Source organism: Frankia canadensis (assembly GCF_900197875.1).
Taxonomy (GTDB): Bacteria; Actinomycetota; Actinomycetes; order Frankiales; family Frankiaceae; genus Frankia; species Frankia canadensis.
On sequence record NZ_FZMO01000114.1, the window covers coordinates 1 to 12009 of the forward strand.

At 73.4% G+C, this 12009-nt stretch carries 8 protein-coding genes; 4 read left to right on the forward strand and 4 right to left on the reverse strand.

What is annotated here, in order from left to right; all coding sequences use genetic code 11:
- Window positions 1-334 precede the first annotated feature (334 nt).
- Both C1A33_RS12015 and C1A33_RS12020 read left to right on the forward strand, forming a co-directional pair.
- A complete protein-coding gene (locus C1A33_RS12015; protein WP_101831600.1) occupies window positions 335-640 on the forward strand; it encodes a DUF4235 domain-containing protein in 306 nt (101 codons plus the stop codon).
- A gap of 311 nt (window positions 641-951) precedes the next feature.
- Window positions 952-1467: a gamma carbonic anhydrase family protein gene (locus C1A33_RS12020; protein WP_101831601.1), complete on the forward strand. Its 516-nt coding sequence runs from the start codon at window positions 952-954 to the stop codon at window positions 1465-1467.
- Between the two features lie 143 nt (window positions 1468-1610).
- On the opposite strand, the gene C1A33_RS12025 is transcribed toward C1A33_RS12020, so the two are convergent.
- Both C1A33_RS12025 and valS read right to left on the reverse strand, forming a co-directional pair.
- Window positions 1611-2672, reverse strand: coding sequence for a sigma-70 family RNA polymerase sigma factor (locus C1A33_RS12025; protein WP_279354617.1), 1062 nt, complete (start codon window positions 2670-2672; stop codon window positions 1611-1613).
- Window positions 2673-2760: 88 nt separating this feature from the next.
- A complete protein-coding gene (gene valS / locus C1A33_RS12030; protein ID WP_101831603.1) occupies window positions 2761-5466 on the reverse strand; it encodes a valine--tRNA ligase in 2706 nt (901 codons plus the stop codon).
- A gap of 242 nt (window positions 5467-5708) precedes the next feature.
- On the opposite strand from valS, the gene C1A33_RS12035 reads away from it, so the two are divergent.
- On the forward strand, window positions 5709-6515 hold the full coding sequence (locus C1A33_RS12035; protein WP_101831604.1) for an inositol monophosphatase family protein: 807 nt from the start codon (window positions 5709-5711) through the stop codon (window positions 6513-6515).
- Between the two features lie 238 nt (window positions 6516-6753).
- Here C1A33_RS12035 and C1A33_RS12040 read toward each other — a convergent pair whose 3' ends face one another.
- On the reverse strand, window positions 6754-9636 hold the full coding sequence (locus C1A33_RS12040) for a helix-turn-helix transcriptional regulator (RefSeq protein WP_207770275.1): 2883 nt from the start codon (window positions 9634-9636) through the stop codon (window positions 6754-6756).
- Between the two features lie 307 nt (window positions 9637-9943).
- Here C1A33_RS12040 and C1A33_RS12045 point away from each other — a divergent pair, with 307 nt between their 5' ends.
- Window positions 9944-10762, forward strand: a complete 819-nt coding sequence (locus C1A33_RS12045; RefSeq protein ID WP_101831606.1) for a hypothetical protein — start codon at window positions 9944-9946, stop codon at window positions 10760-10762.
- Between the two features lie 153 nt (window positions 10763-10915).
- Here the strand turns inward: C1A33_RS12045 and C1A33_RS12050 are convergent, their stop codons facing one another.
- Window positions 10916-11320: a hypothetical protein gene (locus C1A33_RS12050; RefSeq protein ID WP_101831607.1), complete on the reverse strand. Its 405-nt coding sequence runs from the start codon at window positions 11318-11320 to the stop codon at window positions 10916-10918.
- Between the last annotated feature and the right edge of the window lie 689 nt (window positions 11321-12009).

Consider the following 12009-nt stretch of genomic DNA (forward strand, 5'->3'; position numbering starts at 1 on the left):
CGGACGGGACGGGGGCGGGGCGGGCGGCGCCGGCCGGTCACGGTGCCGACCGGATCGCCGCCCGTGCCGGCGGCATGTCCCACGATCCGCGAGTTGCACCATAGGCCATCCCGGTCGGGCCACCCCGCGCCCGGTGCCGGCGACGCCGCCGGTGGCCCGTCCGGGTCACCGATGACCCGAATCGATCCCCTGCGCCGCGCCCCGTGACCGTCGCGTGATCGGATAGGGAGGCCGACGCGATCGGCCTGGTGGAGCTGGAAGTAACCGGCCGTGCCGGGGTAAGCAGCAGACGGGCGGGCCGGCGCGGTCCGCACCGGAGAACGAGAGGTGTGGGGTGGCGAAAGCGGCATCGAAGCTGGGCTGGAAGGTCATCGGCGGCGCGGCGACCGCGCTGGCGGGGACGGCCGCCAGCAAGGGGGTCACGGTGGCGTACCGCAAGATCCGCAAGTCCGACCCGCCGGTGAACCCGGCCGACCCGGACACCGCCCTCGCGGAGGCGATCGCGTGGGCGGCGATCTCCGGGCTCGCGATCGGACTCGGCCGGCTAGCCGCCGAACGGGCCGCGGCGCGCACCTGGGCGCGGGCGACAGGCTCCCCGCCGCCCGGCATGCTGCGCCCGGAACTCGAGACCGCCGATTAGGTCGCGTCTCGGGTTGCGACCTTCGCGGGTGTTGCCGCGACGGTTCGCGGGTAATCCGTGTCGCATAATCTCGGGCAAAACGGATGGGGAACCGCGAATTCGCGACACGGTGCCGCTGTCCCCCGCACACACCTGCGGGAAGCGCGCCCGATACGCGGCTTATGCGGAGCGGCCTAACCGGTCCCGGGCCCAGCAGGACCACCGAATCCCACCCAGACTCGTTCTACAGGGTGCGGCGTCCTTTTCGTCGACCGCCGGGGTTGTCAGCAGGCACGATGGGACGAACTGACCACGATCGCTGGGAGACCGGGATGGCCGTGTACGCCCTGGGGGACGCCGTCCCCGACATCGACCCGACGGCCTTCGTCCATCCGGACGCCACCGTGATCGGCACGGTGACGATCGGCCCCGGGACGACGGTGTGGCCGCGGGCGGTGCTGCGCGGGGACTACGGCTCGATCGTCATCGGCGCCCGCACGTCCATCCAGGACGGCACGGTGATCCACGCGACCGAGCACCTGGGCACCGTGATCGGCGACGACTGCACGGTGGGCCACCTCGCCCATCTGGAGGGCTGCGTCGTCGAGGACGGCGCGCTGATCGGCTCCGGCTCGATCGTGCTGCACCGGGCCCGGATCGGGCGGGGCGGCCTGGTCGGCGCCGGGGCCGTCGTCGTGGGTGGCACCGAGGTGCCGGCGGGCGGGCGCGCGCTGGGGCTGCCGGCGAAGGTGCTGCCCGGCGGTGCCCCCGCCGACTACGCGGCGACCGCCGCCGCCTACGTCGCCAACGGCGAGCGCTACCGCAAGGAGCTGCGCCGCCTCGACTGACCCTCCCCGGCCACGCACCGCGCGTTCCGCGGCACGCAATCCCTGATCAGCGATGCACGACGCATTCCGCGGAACGTCTGGTGGACGGTCGCGTTCCGCGCGATGCGCGGCTCAGTGGACGGGGTCGGATCGGCCGGTGTCGATCAGGCGAGGTGGCGCAGTTTGTGGGGGTTCCCGACCATGTTGATCTCGACGATGCGGCCGTCGACGATGTGTAGGGCGCCGACGTAGCGCAGCGCATCCCCCTCGAAGGCGGCGAAGCCGGGCTCGCCGTTGACCTCGACGAGCTCGAACCTCGTCGGCAGCTCCGCCTGCCGCAACCCCTTGTCCACGATGCCGAGGACGAAGCGCGCCACCTTGTCCGCGCCGGCGATCGGCCGCCGCGCCGCCTTGACCAGGCCGCCGCCGTCGGAGCGCAGGACCGCCTCCGGGTCGAGCACCGCGAGCAGACCGTCGAGATCGTCCCCGGCCGCGGCGGCGAAGAAGGCGTCCGCGACCCGCCGGTGCTCCGCCGGGTCCGGATCGAAGCGGACGGCCCGGTCGCGGACGTGCCGGCGGGCCCGGCTGGCGAGCTGGCGGGCCGCGGCCGGGGTGCGCCCGGTCGCCTCGGCGATCTCCCCGAACTCGTAGCCGAACACGTCGTGCAGGATGAACGCGGTTCGCTCGGCCGGGCTCAGCGCCTCCAGCACGACCATCATCGCGAGGCTGACCGACTCGGCCAGCGTCACCCGGTCCGCCGGATCGGCCGGCAGCTCCCCGCCGCCGGACGCACCGCCTACCGGCACGGCCACCCCGGCGACAAGCGCCGCGTCCGCGATCGGCGCGCCGACATCCACACTGCCCCCGGCACCAGCAGCCACACCACCGCCCGCCGCGCCCCCGTCGCCGGCGAGCCCCGGGACGAGCGGCTCGGGCAGCCACGGCCCGACGTATCCCTCCCGGCGGCCCCGCGCGGAGCGCAGCTGGTCCAGGCACAGCCGCCCGACCACCACGGTCAGCCAGGCCCGCAGATCGTGGATCTGCTCCGGATCGACCCGCCGCAGCCGCAGCCACGACTCCTGCACGACGTCCTCGGCATCGGCGACCGACCCGAGCAGCCGGTAGGCCACCGCCCGCAGATGCCCCCGCTCCGCCTCGAACGCCTCGGCCAACGACACCGCCCCCTCGGCCGGGTCGGACTGGCGGCTGGGGTCATCGGTCGGCATCATCGCTCCTCCGGTAGGACGCGCTGGACGGCATCCTTACCGGAGACGAGCCGGGTGGCCTCCGTGTGACATTCCAGCCGCGGGCCGGTCAGGCGAGGGTGACGTCGACGGTGAGGTCGCCGGTGGCGGTGGGGTCGAGGGTGAGCTCCTGGATGCCGCCGGCGCTGCGCAGGTCGGCGGCGGCGGCGTCGACGAGGGCGACGGTGTCGGCGTCACCGGCGATGCGGGCCTGGGCGACCTCGGCCTTCATCGACACCTTGGCCGCGGACTTGGCCCGGCGCACCCCGGACAGCGCGGCGCCGACGGCGTCGAGCAGCTCGGGCCGGCCGCCGTCGGCGAGCTTGCGGATCTCCGCCGCGTCCGGCCAGGTCGCCCGGTGCACGGAGCCGTCCTGCCACCAGGACCAGACCTCCTCGGTGACGAACGGCAGCACCGGGGCGAACAGCCGCAGCAGCGCCGAGAGCGCCACCGTCAGCGTCGCCCGCGCCGAGTCCGCCCCGGCGGGGCCGAACGAGCCGTAGGCCCGGCCCTTGACCAGCTCGACGTAGTCGTCGCAGAACCGCCAGAAGAACGACTCGGTGAGCTCCAGCGCCCGGGCGTAGTCGTAACCGTCCAGCGCCGTGGTGGCGGCGTCGACGACCTCGGCGAGCGCGGCGAGCAGCGCCCGGTCCAGCGGCTCGCTGACCGGCGCGGTCATCGATCGGGCCGCGCGCGGTGCGGGCGCGGCGGCGTCCGCGGGCGTGGCGGGCGGGATGCCGGCGGCCTGGGCGGCGGGACCCTCGCCGGCGCTCGTGGCGCCACCGCTCGCGGCGTCGGTGGTGAGGCCGAGGGCGAAGCGGCTGGCATTGAGGATCTTGATGGCGAGGCGGCGACCGGTCTTCATCTGGCCGACGTCGTAGGCGGTGTCGGTGCCGGGGCGCCCGGAGGCGGCCCAGTAGCGGACCGCGTCGGAGCCGAGCTCCTCCAGGATGGCCATCGGCGTGACCACGTTGCCCTTGGACTTGGACATCTTCTTGCGGTCCGGGTCGAGGATCCAGCCGGAGATCGCCGCGTTCGACCAGGGCAGCACGCCGAACTCGGCGTGGGTACGGACCACCGTGGAGAACAGCCAGGTCCGGATGATCTCGTGCGCCTGGGGGCGCAGATCCATCGGGAACACCCGGGCGAACAGGTCCGGGTCGCTCTCCCAGCCCGACGCGATCAGCGGGGTGAGCGACGACGTCGCCCAGGTGTCCATCACGTCCGGGTCTGCGGCGAATCCGCCGGGCATGCCGCGCTGTTCGGCCGTGTACCCGGGCGGGACGTCGCTGGACGGGTCGATCGGCAGGGACGCCTCGTCCGGGACGATCGGCTCGTCGTGGCGCGGCGTGCCCTCCGCGTCGAGCGGATACCAGACGGGGAAGGGGACGCCGAAGAACCGCTGCCGGCTGATCAGCCAGTCGCCGTTGAGCCCGTCGACCCAGTTCTCGTAGCGGACCCGCATGTACTCGGGATGCCAGCGCAGCTCCCCGCCGCGGGCACGCAGGTCGGCGCGCAGCGACTCGTCCCGGCCGCCGTTGCGGATGTACCACTGGCGGGTCGTGACGATCTCCAGCGGCCGGTCGCCCTTCTCGTAGAACTTGACCGGATGGCTGATCGGCCGCGGCTCGCCGCGCAGCGCGCCGGACTCGGTGAGCAGCTCGACGATGCGCACCCGGGCGGAGTGCACCGTCTTACCGGCGAGCTCGGCGTAGTGGCCGTGCCCCGACTCCGAGGTGATCGCCGCCGGCGCCTCGGTGACGAGCCGGCCGTCGCGCCCGACGACGGCGCGCGCGGGCAGTTGCAGCTCCCGCCACCAGATGACGTCGGTGAGGTCGCCGAACGTACAGATCATCGCGATGCCGGATCCCTTCTCGGGGTCGGCGAGGCGGTGGGCGACGACCGGAACCTCGACGTCGAACAGCGGCGTGCGCACCGTCTGCCCGAACAGCGCCTGGTAGCGCGGGTCGTCCGGGTGGGCGACGAGGGCCACGCAGGCGGGCAGCAGCTCCGGCCGGGTCGTCTCGATGATCACCGGCTCGGCGGCGGCGTCCGGCCGCGGGAAGGCCAGCGTGTGATAGGCGCCGGGGCGCTCGCGGTCCTCCAGCTCGGCCTGCGCGACGGCGGTGCGGAAGGTGACGTCCCACAGCGTCGGCGCCTCGGCGAGGTAGGCCTCGCCGCGGGCGAGGTTACGCAGGAACGCCCGCTGGGCGACCGCGCGCGCACCGGTGTCGATCGTCGCGTAGGTGCGCGACCAGTCGACGGACAGGCCCAGGCGGCGCCAGAGCTCCTCGAAGCCCTTCTCGTCCTCCAACGTCAGCTGCTCGCAGAGGTCGACGAAGTTGCGCCGGGAGATCGGCAGCTGCTCCTTGCCGGGCTTCGCCGGCGGGGTGAAGTCCGGGTCGTAGGGCAGCGACGGGTCGCAGCGCACGCCGAAGTAGTTCTGCACCCGGCGCTCGGTGGGCAGCCCGTTGTCGTCGAACCCCATCGGGTAGAAGACCTCACGGCCGCGCATCCGCTGGTAGCGGGCGATCACGTCGGTGTGGGTGTACGAGAAGACGTGGCCGACGTGCAGCGAGCCGCTTACCGTGGGCGGCGGGGTGTCGATCGAGTAGACCTGCCCGCGCTCGGCCGTGCGGTCGAAGGCGTAGGTGCCCTCGTCCTGCCATACCGCCGACCAGCGTGCCTCGATCCCGTCCAGGCTGGGCTTCGCGGGGACCCCGGCGTTCGCGGGAGCCGTGCGCGTCGATCGTTCCGTGCCGTCTGTCGCAACCACAGGACGATCCTACGGGCGCACCGATCGTGCTCACGACGCCGCGTCCCGCCAGAGCCACGCGAACGGGACGCCGTCGAGGGTGGGGAAGGGTGACGGCTCTCACGGTGGGAGGCCTTCGCCCGGAACGGCCGCTTGGCAGGATTGGGCCGAGGGGAACCCTCTCGCCGGCAGCCGCCGTCGCAGTCGACCGGCGGCGCCGCGTCCGAGCCGTCTGTCATGCCTGAGCCCTGGAGCGCCGCCCGATGAGCGATCTGCCCGATCCGGACGTCCTGCTCGACATCGCGTTGACGATCGCCCGTGAGGCCGGCGAGCTGCTCGCCCGCGGCCGCGAGGGCGTGGTCGCCGCGGAGACGACCAAGTCGTCGCCCACCGATGTCGTCACCGCCCTCGACCGGGCCTCGGAGGCACTGGTCGCCCGCCAGCTCGACGAGCTGCGCCCGGGCGACGGCCTGCTTGGCGAGGAGGGCTCCGACTCGGCCGGGTCGACCGGTGTGCGCTGGATCGTCGACCCGCTCGACGGCACCGTGAACTTCCTGTATCGCCTGCCGAACTGGGCGGTCTCGATCGCGGCCGAGGTAGCCGGGGAGGTCGTCGCGGGCGTCGTGCACGCCCCGGCGCTCGGCACGACCTACACGGCGACCCGCGGCGGTGGCGCGTTCCGGGACGGGGTGGCGCTGAGCGGTTCGGAGGTGACGACGCTCGGGGGCGCGCTCGTAGCCACCGGCTTCGGCTACACCGTGTCCCGGCGCACCGCCCAGGCGGCGGTGCTCACCCGAGTGGTCCCTCGGGTGCGCGACATCCGCCGGATGGGAGCGGCGTCACTGGACCTGTGCGCGGCCGCCGGCGGCATCGTGGACGCCTATTACGAGCGCGGCCTCAAGCCCTGGGATCACGCGGCGGGCGGCCTGATCGCCGCCGAGGCCGGCCTGCGCGTCGGCGACCTGCGCGGCGGCCCGGCCAGCGAGGAGCTCACGATCGCCGCCCCGCAGGCGCTGTTCGGTCCGCTCGCCGCGTTGCTCGCCGAGCACCCCGCGGCCGACCGCGACTGATCCGACCCCACACCGCGGGGCGGTGAGAACGGGCGCTGCCCGGCGGCGGCCCCGGGCCATCGCGGTCAGACGCGGCCCCGCTCGGCGAGACGCGCGGCGGCCGAGGATGCGGCTGCGCACCCTACCCGGCCGACGTCTTCCCACCCGCCGGAGCACTGTTTACGCCGGTCACCGGATCGGACGCTGACGGTCCAACCCAGAATTTGCCTGTCCGCGGCGACCAAACCAGCGAGCGAGGTCAGCCTCCCGGCAACGGATCCGCCATCCCGGCGGCGACGAGGACGCGGACGAGTTCGCTGCGGGAACGGATCCCGAGCTTGCGGTACACCCGGGTGAGATGGCTCTCGACCGTCTTGCGCGAGACGAACAGGGCGGCGGCCGCCTCGGCGTTGTTCATGCCATCGCAGATCGCCCGGGCGACCTGCAGCTCGGCGGGGGTCAACCGGTCGAGCCGGGCGGTCCGCGCCGGTCCCGTCGCGGACCGCTCGGCTCGGTCTCCGGCGGCGGCGAGCTCGGCGTTCGCGCGCCGCACCCAGGGATGCGCGCCCAGCGACTCGAAAGCGACCCGAGCCTCGCGCAGCACCGGGCGGGCGGCGGCGGGACGCCGCAGCCGGCGCAGCATCTCCCCGTGGCACAGGCGGGTGCGGGCGCGCTCGAACGGCATCTGCCGGCGGTCGTGCGCCCGCTCGGCCGCGGCGAACGCCGCCTCGGCGGCCGGCAGCCCGTCGGCCATCAGCCCCCGGCAGCGGGCGGCGACGGCGGCGGGCCAGGCGAGCCCCGTCGCGCGGGCCCGCTCCTCCAGCCAGGCCACGACCCGCTCGGCCTGGTCCAGCTCGCCGGTCCGGATGTGCGCCTCGGCGAGGTCCCCCGTGAAGGGGATCGCGTTCGGATGCCCGACGCCGAGCCTGCCGGCCCGCTCCCAGGCGTCGGCGAGCGCGAGCGCCGCCACGTCGTATTCCCCGTAGGTGACGGCGGCGAGTCCCAGGACGCTGTCGGCGTGCAGGTCGAGCATGCCGATGCCGTACGGTCCCACTTCGGCGCGCAGCCGGGCGACGCGCTGCTCGCACAGCGCGCGGTCGCCGCGGGCCGCGTCGATCCGGGCGAGCATCGCCAGGCTGTGGCCGAGCGCCGGAGGCTGCCCGAGATCCTCCGCCCAGCGCAGCGCGTCGACCCCGTCGGCGTACCCGGCGGCCCACAGTCCGCGCCAGCTCTCCAGCTCGCCCCGGGTCGCCAGGGCATAGGGCAGCATCGCCGGCGCCTCGGCGCGCCGGGCCGTGTCCACGACCTCGGTGAGCAGCCGGATCGCGTTGGCGTCCTGTTCCAGATCGAGCAGGGTGTGACCGGCCAGGGCGAGAACCTGCTGATCCAGCACCGGATCCGCCGCGGCGAGCTGGTCGCCGACCGCATGCAGGCAGGCCGCCGCCTCGTCGGTCTGACCGGACAGGACAAGCGCCCGTCCCCGCTGGATCAGCCCCGCGACCGGCCTGAGCCCCTGGTCCGGACCAGCATCCGGGCCGGGCCGGGACAACCCCAGGGCCAGGTCGGCACGCCCGTCCATCAGCGCGGGCAGGACGGACTCGGTGAGCAGGGCGGCCGCTCGGTCCGCGTCCAGGGCACGCACCGACTCCGCCGCCGCCAGCAGCCGCTCCCGCGCCCGAGTCAGGTGACCGGACCAGGTCAGTATCCGTCCCCGGAGAAACTCGACATCCGAGCGCCGGACCGGATCCGAGACCAGCCGGGCCGCCTGGTCCGCCCACGCCGAAGCCTCCCGGGCCAGGCCGGCCAGCTGCGCGTCGCCGGCCGCCCGCAGGAACCGTTCGCCCCGAAGGTCGCGGTCGCCGGTCAGCTCGGCGGCGCGATGCCAGGCGCGCGCGGACGCACCGTAGCCAGCCCGCGCGCGGCTTGCCGTGGCGGCGTCGGCGAGGGCGGCGGCGACACCGTCGTCGGGCCCGCTGACCGCGGCCGCCGCGTACCAGACCGCGGCCTCACCCTCGCAGGCCTCGGCCAGCGCCTCGTAGGCCCGCAGACGCGCCGCGGGTGACGCGCCGTCCAGCACGACCGCGCGCAGCAGCGGATGCGCGAGGCACACACGGCGCGCCGACCGCGGGCCGCCACGCGCGTCCCGGCTGACCAGGGGCGCCTCACCGGGCGCGCCAGGACCAGGTTCAGCGACGCTGACCAGCCCGGCCTGGTGGGCGGCGTCCAGATCAGCGAGCGACCCGCGGACGGCCGCGAGCGCGCGGGCAAGCGTGTCGACCGGAACCTCGCTGCCGGCGGCGAGCACGACCAGCGCCGCCCGGGTCGCTTCGGGCAGCTCGTCGATCCGCTCCGACCAGGCCCGCCGCAGCCGCCGTCCCGGCGGGGGCAGGTCGTCCACCGGTTCACTGCCGCCAAGCTGGCTCGAGCGCAGTGATCCGACCGCCTCCAGCAGCGCCGACGGGTTGCCGCCCACGCGCGGGACCAGATCCGCGAGGACACTGGGCGCGACCGAGATCCCCCGGGCGGCGAGCAGCGCGCCACACGCCTCGGGCGGCAGCCCGACGACATCGACGGTCGGCAGCTCCGAACCCTCGCAGATCCAGGCCGCCTCCGAACGGACCGTCAGCACCATCGCGACCCGTTCGACGGCCAGTCGACGGGCGACGAACAGCAGCACCTGGCGCGACGGTTCGTCAATCCACTGCAGGTCGTCGACGAGCAGGACCAGCGGCTGCCGCTCGCCGGCCGCCGCGAGCAGGTTCAGCGTGCCCGCGCACGCCGCGTAGGGACTGGCGAGCGATCCCTCCCCGAGCGCGAGGCAGATCTCCAGTGCGGTGCGCTGCGCATCGGGGAGATCCACCAGATGGTCCCGCAGCGGAAGCACCAGGTCGGCCAGAGTGGCGAACGGAAGGTCTGCCTCCGCCTCGACGCCGCTGAGCCACAGCACCCGGGCCGTGGCCGCCCGCTCGGCGTGCCGCAGCAACGCGCTGCGCCCGATACCCGGCTCACCGCGCAGGACCAGGGCACAACAACGCCTGGCCGCCGCCGCGAGCAGACCGTCGACAAGCCGGATCTCCCGGTCCCTGCCCACCAGCACGTGTGCGCCGACATCCGCGTCGGCGACGACCCCCGCATTGTTCACAACAGTCGTGCCTCCCCGCGACAACGTTGCCGTGAACATCATCCTGCCGTGCGCGGCCGGATCGGAAATGCATTTTTGCCGGACCGCGACCGGTGATGACCGTCGATGTTCGGGGAATCCTCAGATGGCGGCCGCCAGATCAGGTGCTGACCTGGGGATATCACCAACCGGCCGGCCGCGTGTCCCGTGTCCGACATGATTCGGCCCGCCCCGGTCGATCGTTCCCCGCCGGCACTGTTCCGGCAGTTTTGTTACCCGCGGATGGCCCGCCCCACCGGGACGGACCGACGAGGTCGGGAGCCGCCCGATGAACGCTCACCCCCGTCTGGACCAGGTCCAGATCAAGGTGAACCTGTCCGGGCCTCACATCCCGGGTGCCTGCCGCGCGCTGCGTCTGCACTCCGCGGCCGGCGCACGGCAGCAGGTGTTCTTCTGTGTGGACCCGGCCCGCGCCGTGGAACATGGCGGTACCGCACCACTGGACGACGGAATCATCCTGCGCCTGCGCGAAAGCGGCGATCGGGAAACAGAGCAGGCCCATTCCACGGTCAAACTGCGGCCAGCGCGCCGGTCGCGCCTGACACCGGAATGGCTGCGTGTCCGCGCCGAGGGCGACGAGGTGTTCCGGGTCGAGGCGGACTGGGCCGGCGAGCGCAAGGTGCTGGCCGCGTCGCTGACCGCGGGATGCGCGGCGCGTGGCCTGGACGGCGTCCTCGCCGGGAGCGTTGCGCCGGGTCGGCTCTTCACCCCGTCGCAGGCCCGCTTCCTGCGGGAGTGCGCGGATCGTCGGGTGGACCTCGACCGGCTGCGTGTCCTCGGCCCGATCGAGGCGGTCCGCTGGCAGTCGCCGCGCCCGGTGGCGGGATACCCGGTGCGGGCCGAGCGGTGGGTACTGCCTGCCCCACCCTCCTCCCGCGGTTGGGTGGGCTGGGTGCGACCGGGCGGTCGGCGACGCGCGGAGGCGGACGAGTGCTCGCTGCTGGAGCTGTCCATCCGGGTGGAGCCACAGGGCGCGGAGATCGCCCAGATCGCCTTCGAGACGGCGCTGCTCACCCTCGGCCTGCCCGCCGAGGACGCACATCACACCAAGACCCACCGCGCCCTCCACCGACTTCTCGGGGCGTGAGAGGCCTCCCTCCGTCCGGCGGATCCGCCCGCTCGAACAGAAGTCCCGATGCACGCGCGCACGGCCCCATTGGGGATCTCCCCATGGGGCCGTGCTGGCATTGCCGGACGAAGCCGGATCAGGCGAGCGGCGAGCGCAGGCCGCCCGAGCCTGCTACTCGTCCTTCGAAACGATGAAACTCTGACCGACGGCGGCGGTGGTGTCGGTGAAAAGGCCCGACTTCAGCGAGAAGGAAACGATCACGTCGAGCACGTCGTCCTCGGCCGCAGCCCAACCACCGGGGATGTCCACCCGGACCGGCTTCTCGAACCTGACCTTCGACGGCGGCACGTCCTTCTCGGGCTCGACGTGGGTGTGCAGGATCGTGAGCTGGCTCTGGTTGCGGACCGTCACCGCGAGGCGGTAACGGGACCCACCGAATGCCGTGATCGCGTCACCGACCACAACGTCCGCGATGACCTGAAAGGCGGTCCCCAGGGGGATCACGTCGATGACGCTGTCGGTGTTCTGGTGGACGGAGCGCACCGCCTTGACGGTGGCGTCCCAGCTTCCGGACATATGGGTGTCCCTCCCCGATCGGGTTTCCGTTCCTGACACCCGAAAGTCTGCGGACCAGCCGGCTCCGGCCGCGTCGGGGAGATCCCTGAATCGCTCCCTCCCTGATGACCTGGTGTCGGCAGGTACGACGACATATCCCGGTCACAGACCAGATTTTGACCGGATGCAGCCGGGCGGAGTGGATGCCGGCCAGGATAACGGGGACAAAAATGAATCGACGCGTCAAGGAACGCGGTCGCGGCCGCACCCGGTGCCGTGATCTTCGCGGAGGTTGTCGCGATGGGCCATGGCAGCGATCTGGCAATGTCGCGGAGACCGTGTCACGTTCTCCCGGATCTATCGGACAGGAAACCGCGCATTCGCGACACGGTGCCACTGCCCCCCGCACGCACTTCCCACCCAGGAGAAGTGCGCCCGATATGAGGCTTACAGGAAAGCGGCCGACGCCGACGCTGATCACGGTCGGGCCTCGACTCCGGCCCCAGCCCCAGCCCCGGTCTCGGTGACTGTGGGCGAGGCCACCGAGCCGAGGGGAAGATCGCTCCGGGCGGGATGGACACGTCCCCGCGAAGGTGACCATGAAGATCACAACCTCAACGCGCGGCCCATGGTGCCGGAGCGGCCAAAGGGGGCGCGGTGAGCGCGCGGCAGGCCGTCAGTGGCTGTCGGCGGTGGCGGCGGGGGAGGCG

What these genes read in the sequence shown, in the direction of transcription:
- C1A33_RS12020 (WP_101831601.1), top strand. Translation starts at nt 952, where the DNA reads ATGGCCGTGTACGCCCTGGGGGACGCCGTCCCCGACATCGACCCGACG.
- C1A33_RS12045 (WP_101831606.1), top strand. Translation starts at nt 9,944, where the DNA reads ATGAACGCTCACCCCCGTCTGGACCAGGTCCAGATCAAGGTGAACCTG.
- C1A33_RS12035 (WP_101831604.1), top strand. Translation starts at nt 5,709, where the DNA reads ATGAGCGATCTGCCCGATCCGGACGTCCTGCTCGACATCGCGTTGACG.
- C1A33_RS12025 (WP_279354617.1), bottom strand. Translation starts at nt 2,672, where the DNA reads ATGCCGACCGATGACCCCAGCCGCCAGTCCGACCCGGCCGAGGGGGCG.
- C1A33_RS12050 (WP_101831607.1), bottom strand. Translation starts at nt 11,320, where the DNA reads ATGTCCGGAAGCTGGGACGCCACCGTCAAGGCGGTGCGCTCCGTCCAC.